This is a genomic window from Daejeonella sp. (assembly GCF_030684675.1).
Lineage (GTDB): Bacteria > Bacteroidota > Bacteroidia > Sphingobacteriales > Sphingobacteriaceae > Daejeonella.
Map to the genome: position 1 here is coordinate 28,024 of NZ_JAUXXZ010000031.1, position 21,834 is coordinate 49,857.

Annotated in this window: 15 protein-coding genes; 14 read left to right on the forward strand and 1 reads right to left on the reverse strand. The window is 38.4% G+C overall.

Going from position 1 to position 21,834, the window contains the following annotated elements:
- Positions 1–50: 50 nt before the first annotated feature.
- The 10 genes from Q8M41_RS06260 (at position 51) to Q8M41_RS06305 (ending at position 14,195) form a co-directional block, all read left to right on the forward strand.
- On the forward strand, positions 51–1,322 hold the full coding sequence (locus tag Q8M41_RS06260) for an amidohydrolase/deacetylase family metallohydrolase (protein WP_305364392.1): 1,272 nt from the start codon (positions 51–53) through the stop codon (positions 1,320–1,322).
- A 58-nt stretch (positions 1,323–1,380) separates the two neighbouring features.
- Entirely contained in the window at positions 1,381–2,613 is a 1,233-nt protein-coding gene (locus Q8M41_RS06265) for an amidohydrolase/deacetylase family metallohydrolase (RefSeq protein ID WP_305364393.1), read from the forward strand.
- A gap of 274 nt (positions 2,614–2,887) precedes the next feature.
- Positions 2,888–4,153, forward strand: coding sequence for a C4-dicarboxylate transporter DctA (gene dctA, locus Q8M41_RS06270; protein WP_305364394.1), 1,266 nt, complete (start codon positions 2,888–2,890; stop codon positions 4,151–4,153).
- A 69-nt stretch (positions 4,154–4,222) separates the two neighbouring features.
- Positions 4,223–4,696: a RidA family protein gene (locus tag Q8M41_RS06275; protein WP_305364395.1), complete on the forward strand. Its 474-nt coding sequence runs from the start codon at positions 4,223–4,225 to the stop codon at positions 4,694–4,696.
- 315 nt (positions 4,697–5,011) lie between these two features.
- The gene (locus Q8M41_RS06280) at positions 5,012–5,845 is read left to right on the forward strand and encodes an RES family NAD+ phosphorylase (RefSeq protein WP_305364396.1); all 834 of its coding nucleotides are present in this window, start codon (positions 5,012–5,014) and stop codon (positions 5,843–5,845) included.
- 429 nt (positions 5,846–6,274) lie between these two features.
- Complete coding sequence (locus tag Q8M41_RS06285; protein WP_305364397.1) at positions 6,275–7,255, forward strand: PKD domain-containing protein; 981 nt, start codon at positions 6,275–6,277, stop codon at positions 7,253–7,255.
- Positions 7,256–7,416: 161 nt separating this feature from the next.
- Positions 7,417–9,597 carry a PQQ-binding-like beta-propeller repeat protein gene (locus Q8M41_RS06290; RefSeq protein ID WP_305364398.1) on the forward strand — a complete coding sequence of 727 codons (2,181 nt, stop codon included), beginning with the start codon at positions 7,417–7,419 and terminating at the stop codon, positions 9,595–9,597.
- Positions 9,598–9,640: 43 nt separating this feature from the next.
- Positions 9,641–10,930, forward strand: a complete 1,290-nt coding sequence (locus Q8M41_RS06295; protein ID WP_305364399.1) for an aminotransferase class V-fold PLP-dependent enzyme — start codon at positions 9,641–9,643, stop codon at positions 10,928–10,930.
- 539 nt (positions 10,931–11,469) lie between these two features.
- Positions 11,470–13,059, forward strand: coding sequence for a sulfatase (locus tag Q8M41_RS06300; RefSeq protein WP_305364400.1), 1,590 nt, complete (start codon positions 11,470–11,472; stop codon positions 13,057–13,059).
- Positions 13,059–14,195 (forward strand): formylglycine-generating enzyme family protein, encoded by a 1,137-nt coding sequence (locus tag Q8M41_RS06305; protein WP_305364401.1) that lies wholly within the window; start codon positions 13,059–13,061, stop codon positions 14,193–14,195. Before Q8M41_RS06300 ends, Q8M41_RS06305 begins: the two co-directional genes overlap by 1 nt.
- Positions 14,196–14,198: 3 nt before the next feature.
- Here Q8M41_RS06305 and Q8M41_RS06310 read toward each other — a convergent pair whose 3' ends face one another.
- Positions 14,199–14,396: a hypothetical protein gene (locus tag Q8M41_RS06310; protein ID WP_305364402.1), complete on the reverse strand. Its 198-nt coding sequence runs from the start codon at positions 14,394–14,396 to the stop codon at positions 14,199–14,201.
- 314 nt (positions 14,397–14,710) lie between these two features.
- Here Q8M41_RS06310 and Q8M41_RS06315 point away from each other — a divergent pair, with 314 nt between their 5' ends.
- The 4 genes from Q8M41_RS06315 to Q8M41_RS06330 all read left to right on the forward strand — a co-directional run bounded on the left by Q8M41_RS06315 (position 14,711) and on the right by Q8M41_RS06330 (position 21,798).
- Positions 14,711–15,268, forward strand: coding sequence for an RNA polymerase sigma factor (locus Q8M41_RS06315; RefSeq protein WP_305364403.1), 558 nt, complete (start codon positions 14,711–14,713; stop codon positions 15,266–15,268).
- An 81-nt stretch (positions 15,269–15,349) separates the two neighbouring features.
- Positions 15,350–16,600, forward strand: a complete 1,251-nt coding sequence (locus Q8M41_RS06320) for a FecR family protein (RefSeq protein WP_305364404.1) — start codon at positions 15,350–15,352, stop codon at positions 16,598–16,600.
- A gap of 115 nt (positions 16,601–16,715) precedes the next feature.
- Entirely contained in the window at positions 16,716–20,183 is a 3,468-nt protein-coding gene (locus Q8M41_RS06325; protein ID WP_305364405.1) for a SusC/RagA family TonB-linked outer membrane protein, read from the forward strand.
- Positions 20,184–20,235: 52 nt separating this feature from the next.
- On the forward strand, positions 20,236–21,798 hold the full coding sequence (locus Q8M41_RS06330; RefSeq protein WP_305364406.1) for a SusD/RagB family nutrient-binding outer membrane lipoprotein: 1,563 nt from the start codon (positions 20,236–20,238) through the stop codon (positions 21,796–21,798).
- Positions 21,799–21,834 lie beyond the last annotated feature (36 nt).

A 21,834-nucleotide genomic window follows, 5' to 3' on the forward strand; every position in this document is an offset into this window, starting at 1 on the left:
TACTATTTAATTTATAAATCAGGTATTTTTTAATCTTAATAATCAAAACTATGCGAAAAATTTCTCTATTTTTTCTATCTGTACTATGTCTCTTAGATTCTTATACTCAAGCACAGGTAACAGCTCCGATTTATAATATAATCCTCAAAGGAGGTCATGTGATCGATGCCAAAAACAACATCGATGAAATAATGGATGTGGCAATACAAGATGGCAAAATTGCTAAGGTTGCAAAGGATATTAATCCTGTTCTGGGAAAACAGATTGTAAATGCAATGGGGATGTTTGTTTCTCCCGGATTGATTGATTTGCATACACATGTTTTTTATGGTACTGAGCCAAATCATGCTTACAGTAATGGAAGTAATTCTGTAATGCCGGATGGTTATACATTTCGGGTAGGAGTTACGACTGTAGTTGATTGTGGAAGTGCAGGGTGGAAGTCATTTCCTACATTTAAGAAAAATGTAATTGACAGGTCGCAAACGAGAGTGTTGTCTTTCCTGAATATTGTTGGTGAAGGCATGAGAGGCCGTGATGATTTTGAGCAGGATATTAGTGATATGGATCCTAAAATGTCAGCTAAAACTGCTCTGGAAAATAAGGACTATGTTGTGGGATTCAAACATGCACATTTTGCCAAACCCGACTGGACTCCTATTAAAAAAGTTGTAGAAGCGGGTACATTGGCTAATATGCCTGTTATCATTGATTTGGGAGGAAGCGAGCTGCCTGGCGGTAAAGTTCTTCTTGATGATTTATTTTTCAAGTTATTACGCCCCGGAGATATATATACCCATACTTTCACCGACATAGCAAGAAGAGATCAGATTGTAGATCCGAAAACCAAACAATTAAAGTCTTATGTCATACCAGCACAAAAGAGAGGAATTGTGTTTGATGTTGGATTCGGTGGAGCTGCTTTTGACTTTGGTCAGGCTATTCCAGCTATTAAAGCTGGATTTTATCCAAACACAATGAGTACTGATCTTCATACCGGTAGCATGAACAGTGCAATGAAAGATATGCTAAATGTTTTATCTACGTTTCTGGCTTTAGGTATGGATGTTCAGGGAGTTATTGCCCGCAGTACCTGGGCACCTGCGCAAGTTATAAAACGTGAAGAACTTGGGAATCTTTCTGTTGGATCGGTAGCTGATATTGCTGTTTTAGGTTTGCGAGAAGGAAAGTTTAGTTTTAGAGATGTGGCGAATAAAAGACAGGAAGGCACAAAGAGATTTGAATGTGAAATGACTATCAGAGCCGGAAAAATAGTTTATGACCTGAATGCAATCGGTGGTGATATTGCTAAAGGGAAGTAAAATTATTAAGTCTAAAATCACTTAATGTTTAATTTGAATTAATTTAAAATATTGAATTATGAAAAAAGTATTCCTCCTGTTTTTTTATGTATTGATGCTAACAGGATTTGTCCATGCTCAAACCAGATATGACATTCTTATCCGGGGTGGGCATGTTATAGACAAAAAAAATAAAATCAATGAATTAATGGATGTTGCCATCCAGAATGGCAAGATTGCTGCAATAGCAAAAAATATCAATCCAGGGTTGGCTATCCAGGTTGTAGATGCCAAAGGAATGTATGTTAGTCCTGGATTTATTGATTTACATACCCATGTTTTTGCGGGAACTGAAGTCAATCGTGCATTAAGCAATGGGGATACAGCTGTGGCACCAGATGGATTTACCTTTCGTTCTGGTGTAACAACTGTGGTTGATTGTGGTGATGCCGGATGGAAATCCTTCCCAACATTTAAGAGAAATATAATCGACAAGTCCAAGACCAGGGTTTTGTCATTTTTAAATATAGTAGGTGAGGGAATGAGAGGACGTGCGGATTATGAACAAGATATTAACGATATGGATGCTAAAATGGCAGCTAATACTGCTCTTGAATACAAGGATTACATTGTTGGTTTTAAGCTTGCACACTTCAATACATTTTCATGGGTACCTGTTCAGCGGGTTGTTGAAGCAGGCAAGCTGGCTGATATGCCTGTTATTATAGATTTAGGGTATAGACTTCCACTTGAAGAGTTGTTTTTTAAGTACTTGCGCCCCGGAGATATTTATACTCATGTTTTTACAGAAGCTGCTAGAAGAGAGCCTGTTACGGACATTAAAACAAAGCAATTAAGGCCGTTTATTATTCCGGCACAGAAGCGAGGAATTTTGTTTGATGTTGGATTCGGGGGGGCTAGTTTTAACTTCAATCAGGCTATAATAGCCATTAAGTCCGGATTTCTTCCAAACACAATCAGTACCGATCTTCATACAGGTAGTATGAACGCAGGAATGAAAGATCAGGTTAATGTATTATCAACACTCCTTGCTATTGGTATGGATATACCATCAGTTATTGCCCGCAGTACCTGGGCGCCGGCACAGGCTATCAAACGTGAGGAACTGGGTAACCTTTCTGTGGGGGCAATTGCAGACGTCACTGTTTTGTCTATCCGGACAGGTAAATTCGGTTTTAGAGATGCCGATGGTAACAGGATAGAAGGAAAGCAAAGACTTGAATGTGAAATGACCATCAAGGGCGGAAAAGTAGTTTATGAACTTAATTCGATTACTGCAAACAATCCCTAAAATTCTGATGCAGATTTAGTCCTGCTTCTTTAAAAGGTTTTGCCGCGGTTCTCACACCTGTAAAATAATCATGTGAAAGGTTTTCACCTTAGGATAAATCTGAAAAGCAAAGAACTGGACTATGGCTTGATTATCAGAAATGATCCATGGAAATAAATAAAAAATCAAGCTTACACATATTATCAATCAAGCTGTAAAAGCTTATATAAACATAAATGTCCTGGTAAATATTCCGGTTGATAATTATGGTAAACCGTAATCCTTTAATAAAATTATGAAACGCGTAGTATCACATCTTTCTTTTCAAGTATTGGTTTCTATTATTATCGGCGTCCTGGTTGGTTTGAATTATCCTGGCTTTGCCCCAACAGCAAAATTGATCAGCCAAACCTTTATCAATATGATAAGTATGCTCATAGCACCAATCATTTTTTTTACTATAGTACTTGGTATTGCTCAAATGGGTGATATGAAAAAGGTTGGAAGAGTTGGGGGCAAGGCACTTATTTATTTTGAACTTGTAACTACTTTAGCCATTGTTATTGGATTATTGGTAGCAAATATATTTCAGCCTGGAAAAGGATTTGATCTTTCGGCGGTAAATATAGATGGTTCGAAAATTAAGACTTATCAGGACAGTGCCGATAACATCAATTGGGGTGACTTCTTATCTCATATTGTCACTAAAAATATTTTCGAGTCCTTCGCAAAAGGTGACATACTGCAAATATTGTTTTTTGCAGTACTTTTCGGGTTTGGTTTGAGCAGAATGGGCTCATCAGGAACCTCACTTATAAATACATTTGAAAAATTGTCTAAAGTGTTTTTTAATATCATGAAGGTAATCATGATGCTGGCACCCTTTGGTGCATTTGGCGGCATGGCATACACTATTGGAACTTATGGGCTGGAGACTTTATATCCATTGGGTAAATTAATGCTCGCTGTATATCTGACCATGGCTTTATTTATTTTTGGTGTTCTGAATCTCATCTGCTATGCATATAAATTTAGTTTATGGCAATATCTTAAATACATCCGTCAGGAAATAGTCATTGTATTGGGAACTTCTTCTTCGGAATCCGTTCTTCCCAGTATGATGCTGAAGATGGAAAGGCTGGGCTGCTCAAAATCAGTTGTCGGATTGGTTATTCCTACAGGCTATTCTTTCAATCAGGACGGCACATCTATTTACCTTTCTATGGCTGTGATTTTTTTATCTCAGGTTTTTAATGTCAATCTCTCAATTGGACAACAAATTACAATAATTGGTGTCTTAATGATTACCTCAAAAGGAGTGGCCGGCGTTACCGGAACAGGATTTATTGTATTGGCATCCTCATTGGCTGCTTTAAAAATTCTGCCCGTAGAAAGTATTGCAATACTATTAGGTGTAGATAGGTTCATGTCTGAAGCAAGATCTATCACGAATATGATCGGTAATGGAATAGCTGCAATTGTGATAGCCAAAAGTGAAAATGAGTTCGATGAAAAGGAATACAATAAGAATATCAGATCAGAAATGGCTGACATAATTTAACATTAGCAGGATTAAAGTTCTTTAACAAACCAAGATTAATTGATAAATTAAATTTTAAAACAAATAAGCATGAATAATTTAACTCCGGATGAAAATTTTGCTCAAATAGGTTTGAGCTTACCTCCAACCCCACAGCCTATTGGTGTTTATATTACTTTTCTCATTGTTGGTCAATTTCTATATGTTTCGGGTCATGGACCTATTCAAAATGACGGGACTCTTACTAAGGGGAAAGTTGGGCAGGATCTGGATCTGGATGAGGGGAAATTGGCTGCTCAGCAGACAGGTCTCAATATTTTATCTACAATTAGGGCAAACATGGGCACTTTCAATAAGATTAAGCGCGTGGTTAAGACCTTAGGAATGGTAAATTGTTTGCCGGATTTTGAAAAACATCCTTATGTAATAAATGGTTGTAGTGAGCTTTTTGCTAAAGTTTGGGGAACCGATAATGGAATAGGTGTTCGAAGTGCAGTTGGATTCAACTCTTTACCCAATAATAAGCCTGTTGAGATTGAAGTTATCTTTGAACTAGAATCTTAATTTAAAAGGACCTTTGTTGCCTTAATTTCGTAATCAATTGTCTGCCAGTTATCTTATTGGTCATAGTTAACTAATTTATTGGAATGGATTCCTTATTAATGAATTAGCTCTGGTTAAAGTTTATTTTTACAGAATATATAATGATATTGTTTGTAAAAATTACATATGCCACAATTTAGACAGCCCCGACTTTCAAAACAAGCCAAAAATCACTTTCAAAAAGTAAAGGATCTGATTAAGTACTGCTCTTATGACCAACCTTATGACAGTAGTGATGTTATTTGGCTTTATGGTCAAAAGCGCGGCCTGGTTGATTTGTTAAATACGTATAAAATCCCCGCAATTTACCATGCTGATATTGCTGCCAATTTGGTTTGTAAAAGTTGTGGAAATAATGAATTTAATTTAAAATCTTTTGTTGGAACAGAAGATGACAAAAACAATCAAATTCATGTGAAACTAGTTGAGGCGGACAGAAAATTCAAAAAGAAGATTATTGATCTCCAGGAATATATTAAATTTTACCCCTCATTGGTTTTGGATAACCCTCTCGCCAGAAAAATTCAAAAGGAAATTGAAAGTCAGACCTTGCCAATCTGCATTTTAGATAATTTTTATTGTTTTAGAAGTAGAATTGTTGGAGACGCAAAAGTCTTTAATAGTGTAGATTTAGGGGCTCCAGAGGTTGGAATAGCAAGAATAGGCAGATATAATCATCCAGGTCAAAGTGTGCTGTATGTTTCAGAAAGTCGTGATTGTTCTGTTGCAGAAATATTGGATGATTATCATCAGCCAGCCTTAATATGGGTTCAGAAATACCATATTGATGGGATTGACAATATACTCGATCTTAAAATTGATTGGGGAGGATTTTTAAATTTCGAAAGTATCTTATTTACTGCTCTGCTTAATAATAATGTGTTAGAACGTAGGATGTCAAGAGATAATTCGACCTGGAAACCTGGCTACCTGCTGACCAATTTTATTGCAGATTGTGCTAAAAAAGCAAAATACAACGGCATAAGATACAACTCCAGTAAATACAGTGATTCAAATATTGTCTTATTCGATCCTAAACATAAATCAATAGAGGCCGTAGATAAACCGGATATATTTATTCACGATCCCAAACCACCTGTAGTATCCTGATTTTAGAAAAATGAATCCGCTGATCAAAACCAATATCAATTTTCGATTTAATTTTGTTTTAAAGTCAATGCTCAACTAGGTTAACATAGATACCAGTATTATTAGTAGATACCCTAAATCTTAATTCGGTTTAATATCAATACCTCGATATTTTTGATTCAGATAGAGTTTTATTTGCATCAGCCTGTCCATGGGTATTGAGAATCATGGTCATCCATACTTGGGCAACTATTATGAAAATCCTGGTTTTTAACAGGTCACCTAAAATTCAAAAAAATTATTTTATTTAAAAGCCTTAAATTTTTATAATATTTAACTATGCATCTCTCCTCGCGATTCATTTGTCTTCTTTTTTTGCTCCTGTTTTACGCGGGTTTTTCAAATGCCCAGAATAAGCGAAAATTTAAGATCTTTCAGTTTCCTGCAAATATGATCCCAAGTATTGATGGTAAAGCTGAAGATTGGAAAATGGTTGATGCTTCTTACAATATTGGTATAGATCAATTATGGGATGACAGGGATGATAGTATCCGGCATCGATTTGCTGATCCTAAAAACCTCGACGTTAATGTAAAGGTTGGTTGGGTTAAAGGCATGAACAGACTGTATTTTCTCTATGAAGCCTATGATAATTACTGGGACTTTTCACTAAAAGATTTACATAATGATATATTCGAGGTGGTGGTAGACGGTGATCAGTCTGGTGGACCATTTATCAGTTCTTTTCATCCGAATAAAGTACTGAATCAAATGGATACCTATTTTTCATACCATGGTGTACATGCTCAGAACTATCATATTTTCACACCGGCTAAAGAAAAAGATTGGGCAATGGTTTGGGGAAGCCAACCCTGGATTAAAGATTTACCCTATGCCAATGCTGCCTATAATTACAATTTCAAACCAGGTGAGTCAGGACGCTTGACTCTTGAGTTTTGGATTACCCCTTTTGATTATGCCGGACCAGAAGGTGTTAGCAGAGCGGTTGAATCAGTTTTAACAGAGAATAAAGAAATTGGCCTTGGCTGGGCAGTGCTTGATTATGACGATGTAAAGGTACCCAGGTACAATGGATTTTGGAATCTCAGTAAAGTGAGGGAGATGTATGGTAATGCATCTTACTTGCTTCCATTTCGTTTAATGCCTTTAGAGAAAAAGTATCAGAAGCCAATAGATGCTAAATGGTCATTTGTTATTACAGATATGAATCGTCGGATGGTTTCTTTTACTGATGAGTCGTATGGTGAAATTTCGTCATGGAATTGGGATTTTGGTGATGGTGAGAGCTCAGATCAACAACACCCCGTGCATTTTTATTCAAAACCCGGGCTCTTCGTGGTGACTTTATCAATCAATGGTCCGGCTGGTACTTCACGTTTATCAAAAGTCTGGGATGTAGCCATTAAATAAATTAATATTATACCTGTTCGATCATTATGCAGTAATAATCTGGTTAACAGGCTTTTTTCAGAAATTATGTTCATGATTTCGTAAAATAACATTAGTTGTTGATCAGAATTTAATGAATTTTTATTCTTTATACAATGAAGCATTGTAGTCGCCATATAAAAATGATCAATCTGAAACAATTCTCTCTTTCCTTCATCATTATTCTTACTCTCTTTTGTGTTTCCTGTAACGATGCTAACCATAAAAGCGAATGGGATGTTTACGGTGGAAGCAAGGAACGTATTCAGTATTCAGAGCTTGATGTAATAGATACTTCCAATGTGGCTAATTTACAACTGGCCTGGATTTACCATACTAAAGATGCAGAACCAGGCAGTCAGATTCAGGCAAACCCGCTCATCGTTGATGGAGTACTTTATGGCGTTTCAGCTAAATTAAAGCTGTTCGCTGCGGATGCATTGACTGGTAAGGAAAAATGGGTATTTAATCCAGTCGATTCAATGATGGTGGATATTCAGGGCAGACAAAGTTATGGAATGAATGCCTGCCGCGGGATTGCACTTTATAAAGGTAAAAACAAAGAACATCTGCTTTATTATACTGTAGGTTCTTCCTTATTCTGCATAAACAGTGCCACAGGTAAACCGGTACTTTCTTTTGGGAATAAGGGTCGAATCCCACTTCACGATGGCCTTGACCTGGACAGGGATTTATCAAATTTAAGAGTCACAGCAACTTCACCGGGAGTAATTTATAAGGATCTTATCATCATCGGAACCAGTTTGTCGGAGGAAGAGGAATCTGCTCCGGGTCATATCAGGGCATATGATGTTCATACAGGTAAATTGAAATGGATGTTTAGGACAATCCCTGAACCAGGTGATGTTGGATATGATTCCTGGGAAGACCCTGAGGCTCATAAATATGTAGGAGGGGCAAATGCCTGGGGCGGACTTAGTTTAGATGAAAAGAGAGGAATGGTTTTTGCCTCAACCGGGGCAGCTGTGCCTGATTTTTATGGAGGTAAAAGAAAAGGGGACAATCTTTTCTCGAATAGTGTTCTCGCACTCGATGCAGAAACCGGAAAATATATCTGGCATTTTCAGGCTGTTCATCATGATCTTTGGGATTATGACTTTCCTACATCTCCGATTCTGGTTTCAATAAAAAAAGGTGGCAAAAATATCGATGCCGTAGTACAGGTTAGTAAACAGGGTTTTATTTACATGCTTGACAGGGAGACAGGTAAGTCTGTGCATCCGATTCTGGAAAAGCCAGTGCCTGCATCAGATCTTACCGGTGAGCAAACCTCTCCAACCCAGCCCTTCCCAACAGTGCTTCCTCCTTTTGTGAGACAGGAATTCAAAGAATCTGATCTTAATAATATTATACCTGACTCTTCTTATCAGGATCTGAAAAAGAGGTTTTTAAGCCATAAATCGGGTAAGATGTTTATTCCACCAAGTGTGGAGGGAACGCTCGTTCTACCCGGACTAACCGGTGGTGCAGAATGGGGCGGTCCTTCCTATGATCCTTCAAGCGGTTTGCTTTACATCAACGCTACTGAAATGCCCTGGGTTGTAACCATGATAGATACTTTGGTGGAAAAGCTTCCAAAATCCAATCAAACTAATTTACAGGCAGGTATAAGTATCTACGATAAGAGTTGCAAGGGTTGTCATGGTGCTGATCTTAAAGGTTCAGGTAATTTTCCTTCATTAATCAATCTTCAAAAGAAGTATACTGAGGTCAAATTCAAAGATCTCGTATCGTCCGGACAAAGAATGATGCCAGCCTTCAAGCATTTTAGTGAAGAAGATAAAACCGCTCTGGCATCCTATTTATTGAATATTGAATCAAAACAAAAGATGATTTTTACTCAGGTAACTAAGTTAAGTCATCCTTTCTATCGTTCGCCTTATCGTTTTGGTGGATATAAACAGTTTTTGACTAAAGAAGGTTATCCGGGAATTAAGCCACCATGGGGTACTTTAAGCGCCATAGAGCTTAGCACCGGCCGCTTAGTTTGGAAAAACACATTGGGTGACTACCCTGAATTAAAGGCGAAAGGTATTCATTCCGGTACAGAGAATTGGGGAGGGTCGGTGGTAACTGCGGGCGGACTGGTATTTATCGCTGCTGCAAGGGATGAGAAATTCAGGGCATTCAATAAAGCCACAGGTAAACTCTTATTTGAAACGAATTTGCCTGCAGCAGGATATGCAACGCCATCTGTTTATAGTGTGAATGGTAAACAATTTGTGGTAATCGCATGCGGTGGAGGAAGAATGAGAACTAAATCGGCTGATACGTATGTTGCTTTCTCGCTTCCCGATAAATAAAAATATCTGAATAGAAAAATTTCAATTCTTAAAAAAAAACAAAATGGAAAGATCAACCTTTTTAAAATCTCTGGCTGGAGTGGGTGTGGGTACTTTGGGACTCAGTGCCTTAAGTTCATGTAAAACCGGAGACACTGCTTCCTCTGTTAATCCGGATGTGATGCCTGCCCATATATCGGGAGCTGCATTGGATTTCAGTAAGATCAGGGAAGATTTCCCCCGCACCAGGGAGGAAGTCTATATGGATAATGCATCAACCCACCCAATTAATATTTATACGGCTGCAGCTTTGCATCGCTATGCTGAATGGGCTAAGAATGATGTGGGTGAGCCCTGGTGGCCAAAATGGTCAGAGACCCGTCAGGAATGTAAGGATAGCTTTGCGAAACTGATTAATGCAGATCCGGATGAAATCGCTTTTGCAAGGACTACTGTCGAAGCCGAGAATAATATACTGAATGGGATGGATTTAAAAGGGGGTAATGTTGTGACAACAGATCTTCATTATGCGCCAAGTTTATATGGTTACAAGATGCGTGAGCAACGAGAGGGACTGGAATTGAGAATCATTAAACATAATGACTGGAAGTTTGATGTGAAGGATTTTGAAGGTGTGATCGATAAGAACACCAAATTAGTGGCTATCACGCTCGTTTCAAATGTGAATGGTTTTCTGATTAAAGACGTTCGGGCAATTGCTGATCTGGCTCATGCCAATGGAGCATTGCTTTATGTGGATATTATTCAGGGTGTAGGTGCTGTGCCGGTGGATGTAAAAGCCATGGGAATTGATATGGCTGCCTGTTCTACCTTCAAATGGTTGATGGGTAGTAAAGGTTTTGGGTTTATGTACGTCCGTAAAGATTTGCAGGACACCCGGGTTCTACCAACGCAACACCATGGAAGCTTAAATTTCAATTATGGCGAATGGACAGATAACCCGGATTCAGCATTGGGCGAATTTGATTTCAAACCTACTACAGGTCCGGCAATGTATGAGGTTAGCTACCCCTCTTATGAAGGAGTATCCTGTGCCATCACCTCGATGAAATATATACACACTTTAGGGGTTGAAAATATCCGGAACCATGTTCGTACCCTAACAAGCCGTCTGGCAATAGAAATGCCAAAGATTGGTTATCCTATGATCACACCTGAGGGCAATGAAAGTCCAATTATTGTTTTCAAAGCTAAAGATCCGGATGAGGCAATGAAAAAGCTTCGTGCAGCCAAGATTAATGTGGCCATGCGTTTTGGAAATAAATTAAGACTCTCTCCATCAATTTATAACAATCAAGCGGATATCGATCGTATTTTGGATACACTTTCCTAAAACAGGTAGGCTGTTCATTAAGAGTGGGGAATTGAATTAAAGCAGGATGTCATCCCGACACAGGAGGGAACTTAGCGATTATGGATTAAATTTCGACTCCAATAAGCGAAGTTCCTTCACTTCGTTCTGGATGACAGGCTGGAAGGCTGCTCAGCAGGAAATATGTACTTGCCGCACTGTAATCTTGCAACCTGCCCTTCTGCAGTTAAGGGAAATCGATATTGAATTGACAATAAGTCATTTTTTAAAATAGGTTTACAAATTAAATTTCAGGTCAGAGTTTAGGGAATATAACGATAATTTTCGATGTGAAAATTGCCGTTTTTTTTGGTTGGTAGTCTTAGATAGGGGACTATCAAGATTTAATTCTGTTTTTAAATTGTGATTTTTACTTTTTATACAACCTCTTTAAACTATAGATTCATATTCTTGTTAAGAATGTAGTCTAAATTTCCCTTACTTACAGGATTTTAGCATCAATATTTAATTATCTTTGGTGGCTTGCATTCGAAAATGAATGTTTTATATAACTTGTCACAATGAAAAATTTCTCTGTAAATAGTATTCGCTATAAGTTTAAAGTAACACTTTTTACAGGTGTTGCTTTTTTTATACTTGCAAATTCAGAATTTGCATGGGCTCAGTCTCCAAATCCTGGTTCTAAACCCAATATTATCTTTCTTGCAATAGATGATTTGAACGATTGGATTAACCCACCCGGACTGGGAGGATTACCAGGATTAAAAACTCCGAATTTCGATCGGTTGAGAAAAATGTCAATGTCTTTTACCAATGCACATATTCCATCGCCTGCCTGTGCACCTTCAAGGGTGTCTATCATGACAGGTGTTAGTCCGGCAAGATCTGGAGTTACGGGTTGGAAGCATCCTGACTGGCGAAAAGTCCCAGCACTGAGTACTTTGTTAACTATGGAACAATTTTTTAAGGAAAAAGGTTATAAAACCCTTGCGGGGGGTAAAATCTACCATACCTTATCTCCTCCAAGGTCAACAATAAATCAATCGGAAGGCAAAGGATGGGATTTTTATTACCCTGGTTTAAGAATTCCGGTTCCGTTTCAGGTCAGAGCACCTGAGGAAATTATTTCTCCCAAAAATTTTAAAGGCAAACAGCCCGATTATTTTACATGGGGGCCAATTGCACTGGATGATGATTATATGGCCGATTTTCAAATCGCAGAATGGGCAAATTATGAGCTTAGCCAAAAACATGATAAGCCTTTGTTTTTAGCTGTCGGATTGACTAAACCTCATGATCCATGGGAGGTACCTCAAAAATATTTTGATATGTACCCACTTGCCAATGTGCCTGACCTGCCATTTAAGGAGGATGATTTAGAGGATTCATTTATCCACGGAAGAAGAGCACTCCATCGCTTTATCACTGATAATAATCAGCTTAAGAAAGTGTTGCAAGCCTACATGGCTACCATATCATTTACCGATGCAATGCTAGGGAAATTTTTGGATGGGATGGAAAAAACAGGTTACCTGAAAAATTCAATTATTGTAGTTTGGTCGGATCATGGAATGCATATGGGCGAAAAGGAAAATTGGGAAAAATTTACGCTTTGGGAGCGTTCTACGAGAGCTCCTCTGTTTATTATGGCACCGGGGGTAACTAAACCTGGCTCAACTACCCATGTTCCGGTTTCTATGATGGACATGTTTCCTACGCTTGCTGAACTGGCCGGCGAGAAAATTCCGGAATACTGTGATGGGGAAAGCTTAGTTCCAATGCTTAAACTGGAGAGATTTGATCATAAACCTGCATTTACAGCTTATTTTATGAATGAGCAGGGTGGCGCAAATTCTGGTGATGGATACACCATCCGCACCAATAAGTATCGTTATATCTATTATCCATTTATTAATCTGGAAGAACTTTATGATCATCAAGTTGATCCAAATGAATGGAATAATATAGCTTATAAAGCTTCCAGTAAATCAGTGATACAGGAACAAAGAAAACTCTTATTGGATCGGGTGCCGGGATTGTCATGGACTAATGCGGCACCTAAGGGATATACCATCGGTAAGGATGGAAGTGTTAAGAAAGATGGCTATGTAAAAATAGCAGATCTTAAAGAGATGAAATGGGGACTTTAATGATAAGGGTTTTTAAAACATTTTTAGCGAATCAGCTTATTAACACGGCAAAAGTTTGTTTCAGTCTGTTTTTAGGCTTGTTTTGCCTGTTTGTATTTAGTTCATGTAATCAGGAAGCAAAAACAGGTTCGATCGAGAATAAATCTGTTGGAAAGGGTTCAGTCTATAAGACCCTTGATCAGATTACTTTTAATGGAGATACCTCTAATACCGGAATGGTTTCAATTCCGGGTGGAGTATTTATGATGGGTGCCGATAATGATCAGGCAGATAAAGATGAGTATCCAAAGCATAAAGTGATTTTAGACCCGTTCTGGATCGATCAGCATGAGGTTACGAATGATCAGTTTGCCAAATTCATAGAAAGTACAGGCTATGTAACTACAGCCGAACGCAAACCCGACTGGGAGGAATTGAAAAAGCAATTGCCACCCGGAACACCAAAGCCAGATGAGTCCTTACTGGTTGCGGCCTCGCTGGTATTCACACCCCAAAAACAGGAGGTTGACCTCAATGATTATTCTCAGTGGTGGGCATGGGTTCCAGGAGCCAGTTGGAAGCACCCTGAGGGCCCAGACAGTAATATTGATGGCAAAGGCAATTACCCTGTAATCCATGTTAGCTGGGACGATGCTATGGCCTATTGCAAGTGGGCAGGAAAACGTTTACCAACTGAGGCCGAATGGGAGTATGCCTCCAGAGGAGGACTGAACAATAAAATTTATCCCTGGGGTGATGAGCATATTAATAAGGGAAAGGCCAAAGCAAATACTTGGGAGGGGAGCTTTCCATACAAGAATACTGCATTTGATACTTTCACAGGTATTGCTCCGGTTAAATCATTTACTCCAAATGGATATGGATTGTATGATATGGCAGGAAACGTGTGGGAATGGTGTCTGGATAAATACCGGAATGATTATTACCAGAGTATAAACAATTCCGATGGTATCAAAAATCCTCAGGGTCCGGCAGATAGTTTTGATCCCGATGAACCCTATACTCCTAAGAGGGTATCAAGAGGAGGCTCTTTTATGTGCAATGAAAGTTATTGTTCCGGGTACCGTGTTGCCCGCCGAATGAAAAGCTCTCCTGACTCTGGTATGAGTAATCTGGGTTTCAGATGTGCCAAATAATCTTTAAAGAAGAATTTTTATAATGAATTCTATGCTGTTCAGGAATATAATAATCGTCCTGATACCGGTCATTTTATTAGCCACATCATGCTCAGGTCCTATTTCTGAAAAACAGGCCAATAATGCACCTGCAAGAGTTTTGAAAATTAAGAATTCAGTGCCAAGCTGTTGTTCAAAAAAACCATCCCGCTTTTCTGCCAAGCCAAAGCTTTAATGAAATAGATTTCTTCCTTCATTGATTCATAAGAAATGATCTGCAATTTTGATTTGATTTTGAACTTGTCAACAGGGATTCTTAAGAAATTATGTATGGTTTTATATTATCATTTTCTGATATTTTTACATCCTTTTATAGGCATTTAATTGTCAGCTCTTAGCTTAGAAAATACTTCTGATTGTGTCTAAAGGACACTAAGTTTCAGTATCTAAAATATTACCCGGGTAATTTCTTCTGCTTGTTTTTATTTTTCACATTGGATTTTTATTTATTAATTTCGATTATATTAGTAGTTGAAATGTCTACGTATGCGGTATATTCTGATGGCGAGTTGCTCGATCTTTTAAGGTCAGGGGACAGGTCTGCATTTGCAGAAATATATAACAGGTACTGGAAGAATGTATTTACCGTTGCATCCAATAAAATTGGACAACTTGAGGAAGCAGAGGAAATCGTTCAGGACATTTTTATATCTCTCTGGAACAGAAGGGAAGAAATTGTTATTACCTCAAACCTCAATGCATATCTGTCAGTTTCTGCAAAATACCGTGTCATAAAGATCCTGGCAAAGAGAAACCAATACAATAAGTACGCTGTTCATAGTCAAAATGTTATTCCGATAACAGCCAATTCAACTGATGATTGGTTCGAGTTTGTGGAATTAAGATCAAGATTAGAAATTCTGGTCTCTAATCTTCCCGAAAAATGCCGCCTGATATATAAAGCAAGTCGCGAAGATGGTTATTCTCAAAGGCAAATTGCTGAAGAATTCGGAATTTCTGAGAAAACTGTTGAAGCGCATATCAGTAAAGCTCTGAAGTCTTTAAGAACAGGTTTAGGGCAGCTTTTCCTTTGATTCCATTTTTATCAAAAAATATTTTCATTCCCACTAAGGGATAGGCCAGGGTTGGGGGACTTGTATATAAAGACCCCTTTCATGAAACCTTTAAGTTCAAACGAGCGATATCAGGAATTAGCCGAAAAATGGCTCAATAATACTATAAGTCCTCAGGAGAGCGAGGAGTTTCTTCAATGGTACAATAGCGGGCAGGAGAATGATATCTATATTCCCAGAGATTATGCTGAAAGTGATCAGGAGTTAAAAAGAAGAATCTTTGCGGAGATAAACCACAATATTTCTGAGCCTATTCTCTCTCCATCCTATAGAATTCAATCATGGTTTGCAGCAGCGGCAGTAATTATAGCTGTTTTCGCTGCGGGCCTTTATTTCTCTTCAGAAACAAAGGAAACCAAACAATATGTTGCTGATAAATTAATTTCAGAGCCTACAACGGCTTCTCCTATAAGAGGGGTATCTCCGGTTTCTGAAGTTGAAGATCAAAAGCCTGTTGTGGTCATTGATATCGAAGCAGGCGAAAATAAGGCAATACTTACACTGGGTGACGGCTCGAAAATTATTTTGGATGATGCAAAGAATGGAATTCTTGCAAATCAGGGTGGAAATAGTGTTCTGAAGGCGGCAGAAGGTGAGGTCATCTATTCATTCCTGAGCGAAGTAAAAGATCCACTGACAGTAGATGAACATACTCCGGTTATTTATAATACAATAGAAACCCCAAAGGGAGGTAAATTTCAGATTAAGTTACCGGATGGAAGTAAAGTTTGGTTGAATGCTGCCTCTTCACTTCGTTTTCCAACAGTATTCAATGGGTCCAAAAGGCAGGTTGAACTAAAAGGTGAGGCCTATTTTGAAGTATCACCGGATAAATCAAAAATATTTGAGGTCAATACCAGAAATCAGGTCGTACAGGTACTTGGAACACATTTTAATATCAATGCATATCTGGATGAACCAACTGTAAATACAACGTTACTGGAGGGTAGCGTAAGGGTCTCTGATCTGCGGACTAATATTTCTCAATTGCTCAAACCAGGGGAACAATCTCAGTTGAGTGAGCAGATCGAGGTGATAAATTTAAAAAACACCAACGAAGCTGTTGCCTGGAAAGAAGGTTATTTCCAGTTTGATGACGCGGATATAAAGACAGTCATGAGGCAAATAGAACGCTGGTATGACGTATCGGTCGTTTATGAAGGAGATGTGCCCAATTATCGCTTTGGTGGTGAAATTGAAAGAAATTTAAGTCTGTTACAAGTACTTAAAGTATTGGAAAAAACAAAAGTTCATTTTCGTTTAGAGGGAAGGGAGGTTATAGTAATGCGATAAAGATCTACGAAAGAACTAAAAAACAAACCAGAAGCGTTGGAGCGCCTCTGGTCATTGTTTAGCTAAAATAAAAATTGTTGCACAAAGATTATTTATTAACAAAACAAACAAATGTATGAATTCTCTAACTAATAAAGAGTATTGTTTAGACATTACTCGGTCAAAAGTCTGCCATAAATCAGACGCCTTAGACCATACAGAGCAACATCAGATTGCTGATAATCTGATAAAAAAGTCGCTTTACAAACAAATCGGACGGATTATGAAACTGACGTTCATTTTAATCATGGTTGCACTAATGAATGTCTATTCTAAAGGATATTCACAAAAAGTAACCCTTACGGGTAAACATGCCCCGCTGGAGGAGTTCTTCTCTACTATCAAGCAGCAAACGGGCTATGTGTTTTTTTATGACCTGAATCTGTTAAAAACAGCGAAGCCGGTAACCTTAAAAATAGTCGATACCGAATTATCGGAGGCTTTAGCTATTCTTTTTAATGATCAGCCATTGGATTACAGTATTGAGAATAAAACCATTGTAATCAGTGAGAAATTATCTGCAAAAGATAGAAAATCCCTGAAGAACATGAGTTTCATGCTTATGGATATCCGTGGTAAAGTTGTGGATTCAAAAGGAGAGACTCTCCCGGGTGTTAGTGTCCGTGTAAAGGGTACAGCTGTTGGAACAACGACAGATGCTCAGGGTAATTTCGTTTTGAATGCTCCTGATAATGGCACTCTGGTTTTTAGCTATATAGGTTATATAAGCCAGGAAGTTACTGTTAATAGCAGATCTACCATTAATGTAACTATGGTTGAAGATTCACAAATGCTTGGAGAGGTTGTGGTAACTGCTCTGGGTATCGAAAGATCCTCTAAATCCTTAAACTATGCTGCACAGACTGTTAAAACAGCTGATCTTAATCAGGCTAAAGAAACAAACCTGATCAATTCATTGGCTGGAAAAGTTGCCGGTGTAACTATTACCAAGAATGCAACCGGACCGGGTAGTTCTTCTAATGTGGTTTTACGTGGTCAACGCTCTGTATTCGGCAGTAACCAACCTTTATATGTTATTGATGGTGTTCCTATGGACAATACTAGTCGTGAGGTAGGTACAGGTGGTACACATGGAAGCCGGGATGGTGGAGATGGTATAGGTATGTTGAATAGTGATGATATTGAATCCATGACTATCCTTAAAGGTGCTTCAGCTGCGGCATTATATGGAAGTGCGGGACAAAATGGTGCAATCATTATTACAACCAAAAGAGGAAAATCAGGTAAGATTACCGTTGATTATACCGGAAATACAACTGTTGATCGCCCATTTATCCTTCCTGAAGTACAGGCAGAGTACGGACAAGGTGCTGGTGGTGTTTATAATGCAAACTCTGAAACTAGCTGGGGTCCAAAAATTACCGGGCAATCAGTTACTTTATGGAATGGAAAAACTACTTCTCTTCAGGGACAACCTGATCGTATAAAAGATTTTTATCGTGATGGCTCAAGTTTGACAAATACAATAGGAATTAGTGGTGGTAGTGAGAAAATGCAAACCTATTTTTCATATGGTAATAATCAAGCGAAAGGTATTCTTCAAAACCATGTGTTAGACAGACATAATTTTGATTTCAAGATCGATAATAGTATTACCGACAAACTTTCATTCTTCACAAAGCTAAGTTATATTGTTGAAGATGTTGATAATAAGCCCTTTACTGGTGAAAGAAATGATGCAACTGGTAGTATATATCATGCTCCGGCTTCCATTCCACTGAGTGAAATGCAGAATTACGAATATACTGATGTTTTGGGTAACCTTAGACAAAGCTATTGGCTTCCAGGCTCTATTTACCTGTCGAATCCATACTGGAAGATGAACAGGCAAGTGTTTTATGAGCAAAAGCGTCGTATGATTGGCCTGTTACAAGCAAAGTATAAGTTTACTAACTGGCTTGATTTTATGGTTCGTGGTAGTATGGATAGAACTGACGAAAATACTGAGAATATACAGTATAATGATTCCTATGAACTTTCGGGAAATGGGAGCTATTATGAACTTTATTCCGGAAACAGAAGGTTTACCAATGTGGATGCATTACTTTCCTTTAAAAGAGACATTACAAAGGATTTTAATTTAACCGGATATCTTGGAGGTTCAATTCAGGAAACCAAATATGAATCAATTAACACTCTTGCAAATGGTCTGAATAAGCTTGACTTCTTCTTTATGTCTAATGCGAAAAATCCAAGAACTACAAACGTAGTTGGCCAAACCCCTCAAGTACAGTCTGTGTATGGTACTTCAACCCTGTCATTTAAGGATTACCTTTATCTGGATGTAACTGCCAGAAATGATTGGTCTTCTGCTTTACCTAAGGCGAATCAGTCTTATTTCTATCCATCAGTAGGATTGACAGCTATAATAACAGATATGCTCGACTTGCCTAGCTGGATTTCTTATGGCAAGCTCAGGACTACCTACGCAAAAGCTGGTTTTGGTGGACAGCAATATTTGACAGATAATTATTTTTCTGTAGGGGCTGGTGGCGCCATAAATACTCCTAGTGTTAGATCACTCGGGAATTATCAACCGGAAATTACTACTTCATTTGAAGCCGGATTAGACTGGCGATTCTTTACCAACCGGATAGGGCTTGATGTTACTTATTATAGATCTAATACTGAAAACCAGTTAATTGCTTTGGCTGTTCCAAATGCTACACTCTTTAGTTCTCAGTATATTAATGCCGGATTGATCAGGAATAGTGGAGTGGAAATTATGTTAAGCGGTGCGCCAGTTAGAAATCAGAATTTTTCTTGGGACATAATGGCTAACTTCTCTAAAAATGTGAATAAAGTTGTTGAGTTATCACCGAGATTAAAAACAGCTGTTTTAGGGGATGACAGACAGGTTCTCGAAACAGTTGAAGAAGGCAAGTCCTTTGGAGAAATGTATATGGCCGAATGGAGTAAAGATGCACAAGGCAGAAGGTTAGTTAGTCCTGCAGGTGTTCCAATTCTTACCGGGAAAACAGCTTATGCAGGAAATTATAATCCTAATTATATGCTTGGTGTCAACAATTCATTTACGTTTAAAAATCTTAACCTCAGTTTCTTATTAGATTACAGAAATGGCGGTACAGTTGTAGCCGGTACTTTAGCTGCAATGGATGTGAGTGGTAACTCGAAAAGTTCTCTTCAATATAGAGAAACCGGGATTGTTGTGGATGGTTATACTACAGCCGGTGTAAAAAACACAACATCAATTACTGCAGAAAGATACTGGCAATCATTAGGTAACAGAACTCCTGCAAAAGACTTTTATGCTTTTTCTGCGACTAACCTTAGGCTAAGAGAGGTGGTATTTGGTTACAGAATTCCAAATCAGCTTGTTCAAAAATCAGGATTTATTAAGAATGCCAGATTATCTCTGGTTGGAAGGAATCTGCTATTCTTAAAGAAATATGCGCCTTACGATCCTGAGATTGCTACTGCAGTGACTAATAGGGGTGGTATGGAATATTCTTCTTTACCTACAACCCGTAATATTGGTCTAAGCCTGAACGCATCATTCTAATAGCTAATTGGCTATTGAATTAAATATTATTATTAACATTAAATTGAATACAATGAAAACTCAAAAATCATTATATAGAAAATGGGCCGTTAGGTTTCTGCTATTTTTAGCGCCAATCGTAATACTAACTGCCTGTACTAAAAATTTCGATGAAATAAATAAAAAACCAGATGGTTTAAAGGAACTCACTGCACCGGATTTACGTAGCTTATTCCCAGGTGCATTAGTTGCCGGAGGTGGTATCGGTTATAACGAAACATCCATGCTCTTGTTTCCTGGAGTATACTCTCAACATTTTGCCAGTACTAACACATTTCAGGAGTCTCACAGATATGTTATTGTGCAAAGATGGCAGGACATTTGGCCTGGAACCTATGTAAATGCAATGCCTAAATTAGTAAATATTATCGCGGCAACTAAAGGTGGAAAAGAACCTAGCATGAATGCAATTGCCAGAATGTGGAAAGTTTTCTGTTTTATGCGTGTGACTGACGAATGGGGTCCAGTTCCATATTCTAAAATTGGCAAGGATACCACAGTTGTGAATTATGATGATCAAAAGAGTATTTATTTTGATTTCTTCAAAGAGCTTGACGAAGCAACAGCGGATCTGAAAAACAATTTAGCTAAACCTTCATTTGCAACATCAGATCGTATCTATAATGGAGATAATGCAAAATGGTTAAAGTTTGGAAATACATTACGCCTTCGTTTAGCATTGAGAATTTCGGATGTAGAGCCTGCTAAAGCCAAAGTGGAAGCTGAGAAGGCATTTGCTGCCGGAGTAATGACAGCGGTTGCAGATGGAGCATATTTTGCAACTAATGCAGATTTTACCAATGGACTAAATAATTTTATGGGTAGAAATGGCTCTCGGATGAGTACCACTATGGAAAGTTTATTAGTAGGCTATAATGACCCAAGGCTACCTGTATTTTGGAGCCCTGCACTTTCCGATGGTAAGTTCCGTGGTGTAAGAAACGGAATGACCGTTGCTCAACAAAATTTGCCTGCAAATAGTATTAACAATAATTCAGCAGTTGGTCCGAAGTATGCTCCTGCCACGATGACTACAACTCCACAGGTTGTTTTTTATGCCTCTGAGGCATATTTTCTTAGGTCCGAAGGTGCATTGAATGGCTGGAATATGGGTGGAACCGCCAAAGAACTATATGAGATGGGGATTGAAACTTCATTGCGTGAGCATGGCATTACCAGTGCGGCAGTTATTTCTGATTATGTTAATGGTACAAGTCTACCTATCGCACCTAATAATCTGTTCCCTACTCCCCCATTAACAGATATTCCTGTAAAGTGGGAATCTGCTACTGAAAGACAGCGTGAACAAATCGGAACCCAGAAATGGATTGCTTTATTTCCGGAAGGTCATGAGGCTTGGGCTAGTATCAGAAGGTCAGGATATCCTAAATTTTATCCTTTGTTGAATTCTCAAAATCCTGATATAACACCGGATAAAATGATCCGGAGAATATCCTTCCTCGACAGGGAGATCATTGCTAATGGTGTTGCAGTTAAGGCAGCAATTCCATTGTTGGGTGGTGGTCCCGATAACGTGGCTACCCGTTTGTGGTGGGATAAATCAAAATCAAATTAAGTACCCTTTTAACGGGTTGCTTATTTCTTTAAATGC